Consider the following 15,808-nt stretch of genomic DNA (forward strand, 5'->3'; position numbering starts at 1 on the left):
GACGCCGCCGTCACGAGGACGGCTTCTCCTTACGCGCGATGACCTTGCCCGCCACCGTTCCACCGTCGATCGGAAGGATGGTTCCGGTGACGTAGCGGGACCGGTGCCCCGCCAGGTACAGCGCCGCCTCCGCGACGTCGTCGACGGTGCCTTCCCGCTTGAGCGGGCGGTCGTTGCGCATCTGCGCACGGATCCTCGCCTCGAACTCCTCGAGTCGCGCAGCGTCCTCGCCCGTCGCCGACTTCCGCACGATCGCGGTGCGGATGTTCCCCGGCGCGATGGCGTTGACCCGGACCTCCCAGTGTGCCAGGTCGATTGCGGCACACTTGGTGAATTGGATGACGGCGGCCTTCGACGCCCGGTAGGTCATGACGCCGCCGCCGGCCTGGATGCCGCCGATCGACGTCAGGTTGATGATCGAGCCGCCGCCGTGTTCGGACATGTGCCGCGCGGCGTCGCGGGTGCCCGCCATCACCGCCAGCACGTTGACCGCCATCACCTGGTGGAAGTCGGCCAGGTCGTCGTCGAGGAACTTCGGGAACATCTTCCCCGAGACCCCTGCGTTGTTGATCATCACGTGCAGGCCGCCGAAATCCGCGACGGCCGTGGAGATCAGCGCGCCCACCTGGTCGATGTCGGCGACGTCGGTCTCGATGAACGTCGCGCGCGCACCGAGTTCGCCGGCCAGCGCCTTGCCCAGCCCGCTGTCGATGTCACCGAACACCACGGTGGCACCCTCGGCGTGGAAGCGCCGGACCAGACCTTCGCCGAGGCCCGACGCTCCGCCCGTGATCACGGCGACCTTGCCCTCGAGTTCACCGGTGGTCATGTTGCGGGCACCTCTCTGTGGGCGACGTCGGCCAGGAAGTCCGACAGCAGGGCGTCGACCGCCGCGGGTTGCTCGATCTGTGGGCAGTGCCCGGCGTCGTCGACCACCGCGGAGCGGGCGCCTGCGATCTGGCCGGCGATCTCGGCCGCCCAGCCGACAGGGAGCAGCTTGTCGCCGCCGCCCTCGACGATCAGCGTCGGCACGGTGATCCGGTGATAGGCGCGGCTACTCGACGGCAGTGGCGGCGGCTCCAAGCCCGGCCGGCGAAAACGCGCTGCGGCGAGCGCTTCCCATGCTCCTGGCGCAATGCTCGACTCGTAGCGACGCCGCACGTAGTCGTCGTCCGCGGGATAGGCGGGATCGGCGAACAACGCTTCGACGATGCGCCGCATACCCGGCAGGGTGGCGTCGTAGTCGTACAGCGCCGCCGAATGTTCGTTGCGCCGGATCTCGCCGCCTCCGCAGATGATCGTCAGGCTGCGCACCGGCAGCACCGGCGCTTCCGACGTGGCGTCCACCAGCAGGTTGATCGCCCCCATCGAGTTCCCGACGAAGTGGGCGGCCGGGACGCCGAGGGTCTCGCAGAAGCGGGCGATGTGACGGATCCGCATCCCGCGGCCGTCGGTGAAGTCGACCACCTTGGCCGAGCCGCCGAACCCCAGCATGTCGGGGGCGAGCACCCGGTACTTCGTCGCGAGCGCGGGAATCAGGCGCTCCCAACCGATCTCAGCGGTGACACCGAACTCGCCGCCGTGCAGCAGCACCACCGGGTCTCCGTCGCCGGCTTCCAGGTATGCGGTGACGAGACCGTCGACCGTCGTCGATCGCCGCTCGAAACTCACGCCGTGTTCCTGTGCGCGCGGGCGAAGGTGAGCACCTGGCTCGCCAGCATGTCGAGCTGATTGCGCACCGACTCGTCGACGAGGACGCCCGCCTCGTCCCAGATCCGGTCGGCCGAGTTGATCGCCACGCCCAGCGGCGTCGGCCAGGCCCGCAGCGCGTGGCCGATCGACCGCAGCTGGCCCAGGGTGCCGACGGCGGCCTGCCAGCCGTAGGCGCAACTGATGCAACCCCACGGCGTGTCGTCCAGATACACCCGCGCGTCCTCGCGCAGGTCCTCGATGTAGTCCAGCGCGTTCTTCACCAGCCCGGACACGGCGCCGTGGTAGCCCGGCGACCCCACCACGACGGCGTCGGCATCGCGCAACGCCCCGACGAGTTCGAGTGCTCTCGGGGTGCGCTCGAGTCGATGCGGGGCATACATCGGCAGGTCGAGGTCCGGCCCGGCGAACATGCGGATGCGCCCGCCTTCACGCTCGACGGATTCCAGGCAGTGCCGCACCGCGCGTTCGGTCGACGAGTTCTCCCGCAGCGTCCCGCCGAGCCCCACCACCAGCGGTCGCTGCGTGCTGTCAGTCTGCGCCGCAGCCGAATCCGTCACGGTCATGTCCTCCCCCTCATTTGATGGCGATCGGATTCACCGGTGAGCCCACCGCGCCGGTGAAGCGCAGTGGCGGTGCGATGAGCTGGAATTCGTAGACGCCGTCGGCGGCACAGTCGGCCGACAGCGCGGTCAGGTCCCAGTACTCGCCGAGCATCAGGCCCATGTCGCGCAGGCACAGCATGTGCAGCGGCAGGATCGTGCCCTCGATGCCCGACACCGGGTCCTCGACCATCAGGTTGTCCGCGGCGATCGCGGCGATCTCGTGGTCGTGCAGCCACGAGGCGCACCGCCAGTCCAGACCGGAGTACGGCTCGGTGCCGTCGCGGTTCTCCAGGAACCGGGCCCACCAGCCGGTGTGGATCAGCACGACGTCGCCGCGTCCGACCGTGACGCCCTGGGCGCGGGCGACGTCGTCGAGTTCCTCGGGCGTGATCGGATTGCCGTGCTCGAGGAAGGTCTGTGCGCCACGGTGCCGGACCAGGTCGAGCAGCACCCCGCGGCTGGTGATGCCCTTCGGGTCCACCTTGTCGATACCGCAGTGGAAGGCGCCGAGGCTGGTCACCGAATTCGCCGGAAAGCCGTTGTACAGCTTGTCGTCGTAGTAGACGTGCGACAACGCATCCCACTGGGTGGCGGCCTGCAGCGGCATGATGACCATGTCGTCGTTGAACCGGAACGGGTTGTCGACGAAATATCCGGAGAGCTGCTGGGCCACCGTGTTCTTGAACCAGTCCGGCCCGTACTTGACCAGCGTCTCGGCGTCGCCGCCGTCAACGGTCATCACGTGGATCGGGTTCGGCCGGTACTGGAATGCGCCCTGCGGGCCCGACGAGCCGAAGTCCACCCCCAGCGGGAAGACCTTGCCGTGTCGCACCAAACCGGCGGCCTGGGCCACCTTCTCGGCGGTGATGAAGTTCAACGTGCCCAGTTCGTCGTCGTCACCCCAGCGGCCCCAGTTGCGGACGTCGTCGCCGAGTCTGCGAAAGTCGTTCAGGCTCGCCATCACTTCACCCCTGTGCGCTGTCGACGGTACGGCGCGGGACCGATCCGGCGAGGTCGCTCTCGCCGATGATGCCGCCGTCCACCCAGATCACCTGGCCGGTGATGTAGCTCGCGGCGGCGCTGTTGAGGAAGACCAGCACGCCGGCCTGTTCGTCGGGCGTCGACACCCGGCCCAGCGGCGTGCGGAAGGCGTCGAGAAAGTCCTGGCCGTAGGCGGCGCGCAGCTGGTCGAGGATCGGGGTGTCGGTGACCCCCGGCGCGGTGCAGTTGATGCGGATCCCCTTGGCGCCCAGCGCGCACACCTGGGCCATCCCGTAGAGGATGATGGCCTCCTTGGCCAGCCGGTACCCGCCGCCGTCGGCGAGGGCCTCCGGGTTGGCCGTGCACCACTCGATGCCCTCGTCGATCGTCGCCGTGTCCAGCAGACCCGCTGTCACAGGGGCATTCTCGCGGTACGCGGACGCAGCGAGCGAGGAGACGTTGGCGATCGCCGACCCGGGTGGCATGGCCGGGACGATCGCCTCGGTGAATCGCCTGGTGCCGAGGAAGTTGATGGTGACCACCCGGAGCGGATCACCGATGCCGGACGACACTCCTGCGACGTTGAACAGCGCGTCGACCCTGCCACCGATCGATGCGGCGGCGTGGTCGATCGACGGCTCGCTGGACAGGTCGAGGTCGATGAACGACGCGATCTGCACCGCGGGCGGCCGGAGGTCGAGCCCGATCACCTCACCGCCGAGCGACGTGACCTGCTGGGCCACATGCGCGCCGATCCCCGACGCGACGCCGGTGACGACCACCCGCTTGCCGTCGTAGCGCCACCGTTCGCCGTCCTCGCTCACCGCCGTCAGACCGCCTGCTCGCGCGCTGCCTTCTCCGCCTGCGCCGCCTTGACGCGGCCTTCGTTGATCTCGGCCATCGCCTCGGGGATCTCACCGGCGGTGAACTTGCCGCCGCGGCCGGTCGGCAGGCCGCCGAAGGAGTAGGTCTCGTCGAAGAGCGGCGCGTCGGACGCCTCGCGGCGCGACTCCACCTTCTCGATCACGGGCGCGAGGCGTTTCGCCTTGTCCGCCACTGCCTTCTGGTCGCGCTCGATGAACTCGGGCAGGATCTCCCTGCCCATGATCTCGATCGACTCCATGGTGCCCTCGTGGCTGCGCGGGTTGAGCAGCAGGATGATCTCGTCGACACCGCTCGCCTCGTAGCCGCGCAGGAACTCCCGCACCGTGTCCGGCGAACCGATCGCGCCACGGCCGGGTCCGTAGGCCAGCGTCGGGTCTTCCTTGACCGCCTGCTCGTAGAGCTCCCACACGCCGGTGCGGCCGGGGGTGTGCATCCCGGTCATGTAGTAGTGCATGATCCCGAACGAGAAGAAGCCGCCGCCGATCCCGAGCTTCTTCAGCGCCTCGTCGTCGCTCTTGGCGACCATCATCGACAGGTCGCCACCGATGGCCAGCAGGTTCGGGTTGATCGCCGGGGTGATCGGGGTGCCCTTCTCCTCGAACTCCCGGTAGTAACCGTCCACCCGCTCCTTGAGCGCCTCGGGTCCGGTGTAGGCGAAGCTGAGTGCGCCGATGGCCTTCTGGGCGGCCATCTGCACCGACGACGGTCGGGTGCACGCCACCCAGACCGGCGGGTGGGGCTGCTGCAGCGGCTTGGGGATCACGTTGCGGGCGGGCATCTCCACGTGCTCACCCTTGAAACCGGAGAACGGCGCCTCGGTCATGCACCGGATCGCGACCTCCAGCGCCTCCTCCCACTGCGCCCGCTTGTCGGCCGGGTCGATGTTGAAGCCACCGAGCTCGGCCACCGACGAGCCCTCGCCGGTGCCGAACTCGACGCGGCCGTTGGACAGGTGGTCGAGCGTCGCGACACGCTCGGCGATGCGGGCGGGATGGTTGATCGGCGGCGGCAGGTGCATGACACCGAAGCCCAGCCGGATGTCCTTGGTGCGCTGGCTCGCCGCGGCCAGGAACATCTCCGGAGCGGTCGAGTGACAGTACTCCTCCAGGAAGTGGTGCTCGGTGAGCCAGACGGTGGAGAAGCCGGCCTTGTCGGCGGCCTCCACCTCGTCGAGGCCGTGCTGGAAGAGCTGGTGCTCGTCGTCGTCTGACCACGGCCGCGGCAGCGGGAATTCGTAGAACAGTGAGATCTTCATGGTTACCTCCGTGGACTGTCGAGGGTCGAGTGGTGGGGGGTCGAGGGGATGTCGGCGGTGTCGCCGCCGGCGATGTGCCGGGCGGCGACATAGCCGAACGTCATGGCGGGGCCGATGGTCGCGCCTGCCCCGGCGTAGCTGCGGCCCATCACCGCGGCCGATGCGTTGCCGACCGCGTAGAGGCCGGCGATCGCCGTGTCGTCCTCGCGCAGCACCCTGGCGAACTCGTCGGTGCGCAGACCGCCTGAGGTGCCGAGGTCCCCGAGGATGATCTGGAACGCGTAGTACGGCGGCTTGCCCAGTGGATGAAGATTCGGGTTGGGCAGTGTCGGGTCGCCGTAGTAGTTGTCGTAGGCACTGTCACCGCGGTTGAAGTCGTCGTCGTGGCCGCCGCGCGCCAGCTCGTTGAACCGCTCGGCCGTCCGGCGCAGCTGCGCCGGTGGCACGCCGATCTCGGTGGCGAGCTCCTCGAAGCTGTTGCCCGCCTTGACGATACCCGACTCGAGCCAGGCCTTCGGGACCTTCCATCCGGTGGGGACCGGGGCGAACGGGATCTTCGGCAGCGGCAGATGCCCACCGACGACGTAGCGGTGGAACGAGCGGATGTCGGTGACCAGCCAGCACGGGATGTGGTCGACACCGGTGCGCTGCCCCTCGATCATCGCGTGGGCGAAGTCCATGTAGGGCGCCGCCTCGTTGATGAAGCGCTCCCCTGCCCCGTTGACGACGAACTGCGCGGGCATCATCCGCTCGTTCAGCATGAACTGCAGCCGTCCGTCCGGCCAGCACATCGCCGGGAACCACCAGGCCTCGTCGAGCAGCTCGGCGGCCGCGCCGACCTTCTGTCCGGCCCGGATACCGTCTCCCGTGGCGGCCGGATTACCGAAGCTCCAGTCCTTCTCCAGCTCCGGCAGATATTCGCGGCGCCAGCTCATGTCGTGGTCGAAGCCACCGGCGGCGATGATCACCCCGCGGCGCGCGTGGATGCGCACCGACCGGCCGTCCTTCTCGACGACGGCCCCGATCACCGCTCCCTCGTCGTCGGCGACGAGCTCGCTCATCGGTGCGTCCAGCCACAGCGGGATGTCCTGCTGCTTCATCGCCAGCCGCAGCCGCGCGGCCAGCGACTGGCCGATCGCCGCCATCCGGTCGCCGAACACCCGGGCCCGGACCATCCGCCAGATGAGTTTGAGCAGCACGGCTTTGCCGCGCCAGTTCTGCCGGACCTGGTAGAACAGCCGAAGATCCTTCGGTGCGAACCAGATGCCCTTCGGCGCCAGGGCGAGCGGCGCAAGCAGCTGCTGCTCCTCGTCGCCCAGCACCCGCAGGTCAATGGCAGGCACGTTGATGGTGCTGCCGAGCGCCGAACCGCCGGGCAGTTCCGGGTAGTAGTCGGCGTAGCCGGGCTTCCAGACGAATTCGAACCACGGGCTGCGCTGCTCGAGGAACTCCATCATCTCGGGCGCGCGGTCGACGTAGGCGCGCAACCGCGCGTCGCTGACCAGTCCGCCGGTGATGGTGCGCAGGTAGGTGAAGACCTCGTCGGGATCGGGGACGTAACCCGCGCGGCGCTGCGACGGTGCGCCCGGCACCCAGATGCCGCCGCCCGACAGCGCCGTGGACCCGCCGTACTGCGACGCCTTCTCGACCACCAGCGTGTCGAGTCCCGCCGCGTCGGCGGTCAGCGCGGCGGTCATCCCGCCACCGCCGGAACCGATCACCAGCACGTCGACCTCGGTGTCGAACCCCGCTGTGCCCGCCGCTGCAGACGTCATGCCTGCACCGCCGTGCGGATCGCGAAGCCGGCGATCAGGTCCGGTGCCGCCCGGTAGAACCGCTGTTCGGTCCGGTACTCCCCGGTTGCGGCCTGCAGTGCCGCGAACGCCGCCACCCAGGTGCGGATCTCATGGCCGGAGTTCCCGCCTTCGCGGGCGATGAACGTATTGGACCAGCCGTCCAGGTCGGTGAGCCAGCCTTCGTCGAGGATCTCCAGCAGGGTCTGGTCCCACACCGGGTTCAACGGCTGCAGGCGGCTCTCGCCATGGGCGAACTGCTGCGCGGCGTCGATCACCGCGGCCTGCCTGGCCATCCGCGCCTCCGTGCTGATCGGCGCGCCGTGCACGATGCGGTCCAACGCGGCGGGCGGCGCCGTCGCCAGCGTCGGCACCGGCGGGTCGTGCGACAACCCGCCCGAGCCGATCACCAGCACCCGCTTGCCCAGACCGGCGAGGAAGCCGCCCACCGCCGCGCCGAGCATCCGGGACCGCTTGAGCGGGCCGAGCGGCGTGGCGACGGAGTTGATGAAGATCGGCAGCACCGGACGCGATGTCGGATCGCCGAAAAGCTTCTCGAGCGGTTGGACGGTGCCGTGGTCGACATCCATGCTGGCCGAGATGGCCACGTCGACACCGGCCTCCCACACCGCGGTCGCGCAGTCGTTGGCCATCGCCTCCGGCACGTCGAGCGGCCCGGCGTGCGTGCCGAAGTCACCGACACCGCGGGCGGAGGTGCCGATGCAGAACGGCGGCATCAGCCGGTAGAAGAAGCCGTTGTAGTGATCCGGCGAGAAGATCACCACGAGTTCCGGGTCGAAGGCGGTGACGAAGTCGCGGGCGTCCGCGATGGCCGCCCCGATGTCGTCAAGGAGTTCCTGCGACGGTCCCGGAAGATTCAACAGCGGACTGTGCGACATGCAGCACAGCGCCACTTCCGTTGTGGAGGTTCCCATCTGATTCGTTGCCTCCTCTCTGGGTCACATGCAGCACCGCGAAGAGCGCTTCGCTCGTCTCGGGTGCGCGCTGGGCGATGCAGGCACCGGCGATGCAGCGGTCGGGCCGCAGGAACAGCACCGACTCGGTGTGCGCGTCGAACCACGCCTTCACCGCGCCTGTCGGGTCGCCGACGATCACGACGTCGGGGTCGTCGTGTCCGGTCCAGTGCAGCTGGGTCACCGGCCGCGCGGCGACGAACGTGGCGCCCAACGCCTTCCAGCGACCGAAGATCCGCTCACCGAGCAGGGCGCGCGGGTTGTTGTTCCAGCACAGCACCGCGAATCCGGTGCCGAGGACGTCGTCGAGCAGCACACCCGACTGCTCGCGGGTATCGACGCGGGGCTGGATGAACAGCGTGCCGGCCGGCGACGTCGGCGTCGGTGCATGGTCGTGGTGCACCGCGCCCTGCTCGTAGCGCGGCATCGGCTTGAACCGCATCTCGAGCACGTAGCGCTTGAGTGTCGGCACGATGCTAGCGCCGCGAATCAGCCTGTCCCGCAGCGCGGCGACGCGGCGGTCGGTCGGCGAGATGACGCGGCCGACCATCGTGGACAGGTCGATCATCGCCCTGGCGTGCTTGCGGCGCTCGACGTCGTAGGTGTCGAGCAGCGCATCGCCGGCCTGGCCCTTGATCACCGCGGCCAGCTTCCAGCCGAGGTTGGCCGCGTCGCGGATGCCGCTGTTGTATCCCTGTCCCTGCCACACCGGCATCAGGTGCGCGGCGTCGCCGGCCAGGAACATCCTGCCGGCGCGGAAGGCGCCCGCGATGCGGGAGTGGTGGGTGTAGACCCGGTGCCGGATCACGTCGACCCGCTGCGGGTCCGGGACGAAACGTCCGAGCATCCGCTCGATGAACGCCGGCTCCTCGACCTGCTCGTCGGACTCGTCGGCGTGGATCATGAACTCGAACCGGCGGATTCCGTGCGCGATCGAGATCGAGGCGTACGGCCGCTCCGGGTCGGCGCCGACCTCGCTGTTGGGGTGGCCCAGCGGATCATTGGCCACGTCGACGACCAGCCACCGGGTGGCCGAGGTGGTGCCCTCGAATGACACTCCCATCAGCCGGCGGGTGGCACTGCGACCGCCGTCGCAACCCACGAGATACCTCGCGGTGACGGGGTTCTGGTCGCTCGACAGCCGAACCGTGACGCCGTCGGCTGTCTCGGCGCAATCCTCCATCCGGCTGCCCCAGGCGACCTGCACATGGTCGAAGCGGTCCAGGCCGGCCAGGAGTTCGGCGTCGACCATCGGCTGCACGAATCCGTTGCGCTTGGGCCAGCCGAAACGCGCGTCGGGCGGGGCCATCTCGGCCAGCAGCCGCCGGTTGCGGTCGAAGAAGCGCAGGATCTGGTTCGGCACGGTGTGCGGCAACACCCTGTCGACCAGGCCGATCGCCTGGAAGGTGCGCAGCGCCTCGTCGTCGAGGCCGACGCCACGCGGGTAGTCGATCAGGCTGTCGCGCTCGTCGACGACCAGCGTGCGCACGCCCTGCAGGCCGAGGATGTTGGCCAGCGTGAGACCGACCGGACCGCCGCCGACGATGACGACCTCGGCCTCGTTCATCACGGCCGCCCCAGGAGGAACTCGAGGTGCAACCGGTTGAACGTCTTCGGGTCCTCGTACTGCGGCCAGTGTCCGCAGTCGGGCATCACCTCGAAGCGCGCGCCGGGGATCATCTCCGCGATGCGCCTGCCCTCGCTGACATCGGCCGTCGGATCATCGCTGGTCCACAGCACCAGGGTGGGCGCGGTGATCGCGCCGTAGTCATCGGGTCTCATCAGATTGCGCGCACGGATGTCGGGGTCCTGCAGGGCCATGATGTCGCGCATCGCGTCGACGAAGCCGGGCTGCCGGTACACCCGCTGCCGGCTCGCGACGATGTCGTCGTAGCCCTTCGACTTGTCGGCCATCAGCCACTTGATGCGGGCCTGCACGGTCTCCCACGTGGGGTTCTCGGCGGCGGCCATCGACAGGGTGATGATCCGCTTCATCACCTCCGGATCGGCCTGTGAGCCGCCCGCGGTGTTGAGCACCAGCCGCTCGAGGCGGTCGGCGTGGTCGACCGCGAACCGCGACGCCACCCAGCCGCCCAGCGACTCGCCGCTGATGTGCGCCCGCTGCACGCCGATCGCGTCGAGGAAGGCCCGCAGGTGGTCGACGTAGTGGCGCACCTCGAGCGGATGGCCCGGCCGGTCGGTGTATCCGTGGCCCAGCATGTCGACGGACCACGTCGAGAAGTGCTCCGCGTGCGACTCGAGATTGCGCACGTAGGCCTCGGCGTGGCCGCCGGAACCGTGCAGCAGGATCAGCGTCGGCAGGGCCGGATCGCCGGCGTGCAGGTAACGGGTCCGCACGCCGCCCGCATCGATGTACCCCTGCGAGAACGGGACGCCCTGAAGGTCGCTCCACACGCTCTCGTGCTCGGACATGGTCCCCTTCCCGGCGTACTGTCGCGTCGGATGGCGGAAATGACGTTCTCGTTCAGTGCGAACAATATGTGCTAATATCGCACCGTTATGTGCACTATGTTAAGAGCATCACTCTCGCAATGACGTCTGTCAAGGGAGACGGCCCCAATCCGCCGGACAAGCTCGCCGCCGGGTCCCAGACCCTCGCGCGCGGGCTCTCGGCGCTGCAGGCGGTCGCCACGTCGCCGACCGGGCTGACCGTGCAGCAGGTCGCCGACTTCGTCGGCGTGCACCGCACGATCGCCTACCGGCTGCTCGGCACCCTGGCGCAGTTCCGCTACATCACCAAGGGCGAGGACGGGCGCTACCGGCCGGCGTCGGGCCTCGCGCTGCTCGGAGCGTCGTTCGACAACAACGTGCGTCAGCTCAGCGTGCCGGTGCTGCGCGGGCTGGCCGACGAACTCGGCGCCACGGTGTCGCTGCTCATCGCCGAAGGCGACCAGCAGGTCGCGATCGCGGTGATCGCCCCCACCCACGTCTACTATCAGCTGTCCTTCCATGAGGGCAGCCGCTATCCGCTCGACCGGGGCGCCGCGGGCATCGCCCTGCTGTCGAGCATGCCGCCGCGACCGGGCGAGCGGGACCTGGTGCCGCAGACCCGCGAGCAGGGCTGGGTGATCACCCACGGCGAGGTCGAGCCCAACACCTTCGGCCTGGCCGTGCCGGTACGCCGGCGGCCCCCGTCCCCGCCCACCTGCATCAATCTCATCTCGCACCGCGAAGACGTGGTGCGAGAAGGCCGGACGGCGGTCATCGAGGCCGCCGCCAAACTGTCCACGATCCTGTCCTAGAGGATCGCCCCGGAAGGAGACGACTGCGGTGACCGAGTGGAACCACGCGACCGACGTGGTGGTGCTGGGCAGCGGTGGCGCCGGGCTGACCGCGGCACTGACCGCGGCCGCCGAGGGCGCAGCGGTCGAGGTGTACGAGAAGGCCGCCACCGTCGGCGGCACCACCGCGGTGTCCGGCGGCATCGTGTGGATCCCCGCGCACGATCGGGCGCCCGACGGCGCGTTGACCGCCGAGGATGCGCTGAGCTACCTGCGGGCCCAGTCACTGGGCTACATGGACGACGACCTGGTCGAGACGTTCGTGCGGACCGGCCCGGCGATGCTCGACTTCGTCGAGGCGCACAGCGACCTTCGATTCGTCGTCGCGGAGGGCTTCCCCGACTACAAACCCGAACTGCCCGGCGGGCGGCCGGCGGGCGGCCGCTCGCTGAACGCCAAGCCGTTCGACCTGGCCAAGCTGGGCGACTGGCACGACCGGATCACCGCGTTCCCGGCCGACTTCAGCAACGTGGGCATCGACGCCGAGACCCGGGCCCGCATCCACGCGACGGCCGACGAGTCCCTGACCGAACCGTGTGTGGCGGGTACCGCGTTGATCGCCGGACTGCTCAAGGGGCTGCTCGACGCCGGCGTCGCACCGACCACGCAGGCGCGGGCGGTCGAGCTGATCGCCGAACAGGGTCGCATCGCCGGGGTGCGCATCGAGCACGGCGACAGCGACATCCGGGTCCGGGCCCGCCGCGGCGTCGTCCTGGCCAGCGGCGGGTTCGAGTGGGACCCCGCGCTGGTCGAGGCCTTCCTGCGGGGCCCGATGCGCGGCCCCGTCTCACCGCCCAACAACACCGGCGACGCCCTGCGGATGGCGATGGCGCACGGCGCCGACCTGGCCAACATGGGCGAAGCGTGGTGGGTGCCGATCGTGCAGATCCCCGGCGACACCATCGACGGCCATCCGCGCAGCCGCAGTGTGCGCCTCGAACGCACGCGCCCGCGCAGCATCATCGTCAACCGCGCCGGGCGGCGGTTCGTCAACGAGGCGGGCGAGTACAACTCGATGGCAGGCCCGTTCCAGTACCTCGATCCCAAGGGCGGGTACGTCAACGACCCGGCGTGGATCGTGTTCGACTCGCTGCACCTGAAGAAGTACGGCTTCCTCGGTATAGAGCCCGACGGGCCTGCGCCGGACTGGTTCAACAAGTCCGCAGACCTGGCCGAACTGCAGGAGAAGACCGGCATCGCCGCCGACGGGCTGACCCGCACCCTCGAGGCGTGGAACCAGCACGTCGCCGACGAGGTCGACCCCGACTTCGGCCGCGGCTCGAGTGTCTACGACGGCTACTGGGGCGACCAGGGCGCGGGCTCGCCGGCCCTGCAGACGCTGGGACCCATCGACACCGCGCCGTTCTACGCGGTGCCGGTGTCGATCGGCGCGATGGGCACCAAGGGCGGCCCGCGCACCGATCGCGACGGCCGGGTACTGCACGTCAGCGGCACGCCGATCGCCGGCTTGTTCGCCGCGGGCAACGCGATGGCGGGTGCCACCGGCAAGGCCTACGGCGGCGCGGGCGGCACCCTCGGTCCGGCCATGGTCTTCGGGCTGCGCGCCGGGCACGCCGCGGCCACCGGCGAATCGCTGGACTGACCGTTCCGTAGCCGCCCGGCTACCCTGACGGGGTGCTCGCAGATTCCGCCACCGACGGCCGGTTCGCCGCGATCCCGCGTTCGGCGGCACAGCTGCGCGTGCTGGACGCCGCGCTGGCGTTGATCTCCGAGCGCGGGGTGAGCGCGACGTCGCTGCAGATGATCGCCGACCGCATCGGGGTCACCAAAGCCGCTGTCTACCACCAGTTCCGCACCAAGGACGAGATCGTCATCGCACTGACCGAGCGCGAACTCGGCGGGCTCGAGGACGTGCTGGAGGCCGCGGAGGCCGAGACCGATCGGGTGCAGGCCCGCGAGCTACTGCTGCGCCGGGTCGTCGACCTCGCGATCGAGCGCCGCACCGCGGTCAGCGTGCTGCAGTTCGATCCGGTCATCGTGCGGCTGCTGGCCGAGCACCAGCCGTTCCAACGGTTCATCGACCGGCTCTACACAGCGATGCTCGGCGACGAGACCGGCAGCCGGGCCCGGCTGCATGCGGCGATGCTGTCCGGCGTGATCAGCGTCGCGGTGATGCACCCGCTCGTGGTGGACATCGACGACGACACCCTGCGCGCCGAACTGCTGCAGACGATGCGCCGGATCGTCGACCTACCCGGCTGACTCCCCCGGTGCGGCGAACAGCCGCTCGGCGGCGGTGTACGGGTCGACACTGCCCGCGGCGACGCGTTCGGCCAGCTCGTTCAGCGCCGGATGTGTGCGCAGCAGCGTCTGCGCCAGCGACAGGATCTGTGTGCGGGCGCGGGCGGCGCGCCGCTCGGCGGTGTCCGACCGGTGATGGGCGTCGATCGCCTCGGCGAGTTCGGTGATGCCGTCGCCCTGCGCGGCGACCAGTTTGAGGATCGGGACGCTCACCTCGCCGCGCAGGTCGCGGGCGGTCTGGTCGGCGCCGTCCCGGTCGGCCTTGTTCACCACCACCAGGTCGGCGACCTCGAGCAGGCCGGCCTTGGCGGCCTGGACGGCGTCGCCGGCGCCCGGGTTGAGCACCACCACCGTCGGGTCGGCGATCGCGGCGATCTCGATTTCGGACTGGCCGACGCCGACCGTCTCGAGCACGATCAGGTCGTAGGACAGGGCGGCCAGCAGCCGGATCGCGGCCGGCACCGCGGCGGCGAGTCCGCCCAGGTGGCCGCGGGTGGCCACCGACCGGATCAGCACGTCGGGGTCGTTGATGTGGGCCGCCATCCGGATCCGGTCACCGAGCAGCGCGCCACCGCTGTACGGCGACGACGGGTCCACGGCCAGCACCGCCACCCGCAGGCCGCGGCTCCGGTAGACCCCGACCAGCGCGGCGACCGTCGTCGACTTGCCTGCACCCGGCGGACCGGTGAATCCGACGACGCGCGCGTCGTGCACACCGACCGCCGCGAGCACCTCCTCGCGGCGCGAGCTCTCGACGAGGCTCAGCAGGCGGCCGGCCGCGCGGGCCGATCCGCCGCGGGCCGCGGCGACGAGCGCGTCGACATCCATTCCGGGGTGTATCCGGCTTTGCGACATCAGCGGAGCCTAGGGGGCCGCCACCTCGATCACGGTCGCCGAGCCCATTCCGCCGCCCGCGCACATGGCCGCGACACCGACGCCACCCCCGCGGCGGCGCAGTTCGTGCACGAGCGTCACCAGCATCCGCGCCCCGGTCGCGGCGACGGGGTGGCCGAGCGAGCACCCGCTGCCGCTGACGTTGACCTTCTCGGGGTCGATGCCGAGCAGCTTGATGGTGGCCACGCACATGGCGGCGAAGGCCTCGTTGATCTCGAAGAGGTCGACGTCGGACACGGCGAGTCCGGCCCGCTTGAGCGCCTTGGGGATCGCCTCGACGGGCGCCAGGCCGGTGAATGCCGGGTCGACACCGACCGACGCCCATGACCGGACGGTCGCCAGCGCGGGCAGGCCGAACCGGTCGCTGGCGATGGTGAGCACGGCCGCGCCGTCGTTGGCGCCGCACGCGTTGCCCGCGGTGATCGAGAAGCCGTCGATCTCGGGGTGCAGCGGCTTGAGGCCCGCCAATTTCTCGAGGCTGGTGTCGCGGCGCGGGTGCTCGTCGGTATCGAAGACGCCGTGCGGCGTGTCGATCGCGATGATCTCCTCTTTGAAGCGGCCCTCGTCGATCGCCGCGATGGCCTTGCGATGCGAGCCGAAGGCCCACTCGTCCATCTCCTCGCGGCTCACCCCGGCCCGCACCGCCGCGTTCCAGCCGACGGTGATCGACATGTCCATGTTCGGTGCGTCGGGGCGGTTCGGGTGCGTGGGCGGGAACCAGTCGACCAGTTCCGCGTCCTTTGCGCTGCTCACCCGCCGCTTGAAGCGCGGTGACGTCGACGCCGAGTTCACCCCGCCGGCGATGATGAGCTCGTCCATGCCGGCGCGGATGCTCGCCGCGGCGCTCTGCACCGCGGCCTGACCGGCCGCGCAGTGCCGGTTGTTCGACAGCCCGGGCACCGACTGCAGGCCGGCGGTGATGGCGGCGTGCCGGGCGATGACGCCGCCGCCGTAGAGACCCTCGCCGAGGATCACGTCGTCGACGCGCGACCGGTCGATGTCGGCCGCGGCGGCGGACACCACATGGTCGGCCATCGTGTAGGCGTCGGTGTCGCGCAGCGTGCCCTTCATCGCGGTGCCGATGGGGATGCGCAGTGCGTTGACGATCACGGCCTCGGGCATCGCGGACTCCTCTTGACTGGGGTGA

General features: G+C 70.0%; 15 protein-coding genes. 3 read left to right on the top strand and 12 right to left on the bottom strand.

Annotated features, from left to right (window positions below; translation table 11 throughout):
- Positions 1–10: 10 nt before the first annotated feature.
- From ACPCHZ_RS26640 to ACPCHZ_RS26685, 10 genes are read right to left on the bottom strand one after another with little or no spacing between them, the layout of a single operon-like run.
- Positions 11–829 carry an SDR family NAD(P)-dependent oxidoreductase gene (locus ACPCHZ_RS26640; protein ID WP_423487497.1) on the bottom strand — a complete coding sequence of 273 codons (819 nt, stop codon included), beginning with the start codon at positions 827–829 and terminating at the stop codon, positions 11–13.
- On the bottom strand, positions 826–1,671 hold the full coding sequence (locus tag ACPCHZ_RS26645; RefSeq protein WP_423487498.1) for an alpha/beta fold hydrolase: 846 nt from the start codon (positions 1,669–1,671) through the stop codon (positions 826–828). The genes ACPCHZ_RS26640 and ACPCHZ_RS26645 overlap by 4 nt, the downstream gene beginning before the upstream one ends.
- Positions 1,668–2,276, bottom strand: coding sequence for an NADPH-dependent FMN reductase (locus ACPCHZ_RS26650; protein ID WP_423487499.1), 609 nt, complete (start codon positions 2,274–2,276; stop codon positions 1,668–1,670). The genes ACPCHZ_RS26645 and ACPCHZ_RS26650 overlap by 4 nt, the downstream gene beginning before the upstream one ends.
- A gap of 10 nt (positions 2,277–2,286) precedes the next feature.
- Positions 2,287–3,276 carry a cyclase family protein gene (locus tag ACPCHZ_RS26655; protein WP_364984391.1) on the bottom strand — a complete coding sequence of 330 codons (990 nt, stop codon included), beginning with the start codon at positions 3,274–3,276 and terminating at the stop codon, positions 2,287–2,289.
- A gap of 4 nt (positions 3,277–3,280) precedes the next feature.
- The gene (locus ACPCHZ_RS26660) at positions 3,281–4,120 is read right to left on the bottom strand and encodes a coniferyl-alcohol dehydrogenase (protein ID WP_423487500.1); all 840 of its coding nucleotides are present in this window, start codon (positions 4,118–4,120) and stop codon (positions 3,281–3,283) included.
- Between the two features lie 5 nt (positions 4,121–4,125).
- The gene (locus ACPCHZ_RS26665) at positions 4,126–5,436 is read right to left on the bottom strand and encodes an LLM class flavin-dependent oxidoreductase (protein ID WP_364984387.1); all 1,311 of its coding nucleotides are present in this window, start codon (positions 5,434–5,436) and stop codon (positions 4,126–4,128) included.
- Between the two features lie 2 nt (positions 5,437–5,438).
- Positions 5,439–7,211 carry an FAD-binding protein gene (locus ACPCHZ_RS26670; RefSeq protein ID WP_423487501.1) on the bottom strand — a complete coding sequence of 591 codons (1,773 nt, stop codon included), beginning with the start codon at positions 7,209–7,211 and terminating at the stop codon, positions 5,439–5,441.
- Positions 7,208–8,128 carry a 3-carboxyethylcatechol 2,3-dioxygenase gene (locus ACPCHZ_RS26675; RefSeq protein ID WP_423487502.1) on the bottom strand — a complete coding sequence of 307 codons (921 nt, stop codon included), beginning with the start codon at positions 8,126–8,128 and terminating at the stop codon, positions 7,208–7,210. The genes ACPCHZ_RS26670 and ACPCHZ_RS26675 overlap by 4 nt, the downstream gene beginning before the upstream one ends.
- The gene (locus ACPCHZ_RS26680) at positions 8,076–9,770 is read right to left on the bottom strand and encodes a bifunctional 3-(3-hydroxy-phenyl)propionate/3-hydroxycinnamic acid hydroxylase (RefSeq protein ID WP_423487503.1); all 1,695 of its coding nucleotides are present in this window, start codon (positions 9,768–9,770) and stop codon (positions 8,076–8,078) included. The genes ACPCHZ_RS26675 and ACPCHZ_RS26680 overlap by 53 nt, the downstream gene beginning before the upstream one ends.
- Positions 9,770–10,636: an alpha/beta fold hydrolase gene (locus tag ACPCHZ_RS26685; protein ID WP_423487504.1), complete on the bottom strand. Its 867-nt coding sequence runs from the start codon at positions 10,634–10,636 to the stop codon at positions 9,770–9,772. Before ACPCHZ_RS26685 ends, ACPCHZ_RS26680 begins: the two co-directional genes overlap by 1 nt.
- Before the next feature lie 119 nt (positions 10,637–10,755).
- On the opposite strand from ACPCHZ_RS26685, the gene ACPCHZ_RS26690 reads away from it, so the two are divergent.
- From ACPCHZ_RS26690 to ACPCHZ_RS26700, 3 genes are read left to right on the top strand one after another with little or no spacing between them, the layout of a single operon-like run.
- A complete protein-coding gene (locus ACPCHZ_RS26690) occupies positions 10,756–11,466 on the top strand; it encodes an IclR family transcriptional regulator (RefSeq protein WP_423487505.1) in 711 nt (236 codons plus the stop codon).
- A 28-nt stretch (positions 11,467–11,494) separates the two neighbouring features.
- Positions 11,495–13,108 carry an FAD-dependent oxidoreductase gene (locus tag ACPCHZ_RS26695; RefSeq protein WP_423487506.1) on the top strand — a complete coding sequence of 538 codons (1,614 nt, stop codon included), beginning with the start codon at positions 11,495–11,497 and terminating at the stop codon, positions 13,106–13,108.
- A gap of 32 nt (positions 13,109–13,140) precedes the next feature.
- Positions 13,141–13,728: a TetR/AcrR family transcriptional regulator gene (locus tag ACPCHZ_RS26700; RefSeq protein WP_423487507.1), complete on the top strand. Its 588-nt coding sequence runs from the start codon at positions 13,141–13,143 to the stop codon at positions 13,726–13,728.
- Here ACPCHZ_RS26700 and meaB read toward each other — a convergent pair.
- Both meaB and ACPCHZ_RS26710 read right to left on the bottom strand, forming a co-directional pair.
- Positions 13,717–14,595, bottom strand: coding sequence for a methylmalonyl Co-A mutase-associated GTPase MeaB (meaB, locus tag ACPCHZ_RS26705; protein WP_423487566.1), 879 nt, complete (start codon positions 14,593–14,595; stop codon positions 13,717–13,719). The genes ACPCHZ_RS26700 and meaB overlap by 12 nt on opposite strands.
- Before the next feature lie 36 nt (positions 14,596–14,631).
- Positions 14,632–15,783 carry a thiolase family protein gene (locus tag ACPCHZ_RS26710; RefSeq protein ID WP_423487508.1) on the bottom strand — a complete coding sequence of 384 codons (1,152 nt, stop codon included), beginning with the start codon at positions 15,781–15,783 and terminating at the stop codon, positions 14,632–14,634.
- Positions 15,784–15,808 lie beyond the last annotated feature (25 nt).

This window comes from Mycobacterium sp. NPDC050041 (assembly GCF_049541695.1).
In the GTDB taxonomy this organism is placed as follows: Bacteria; Actinomycetota; Actinomycetes; order Mycobacteriales; family Mycobacteriaceae; genus Mycobacterium.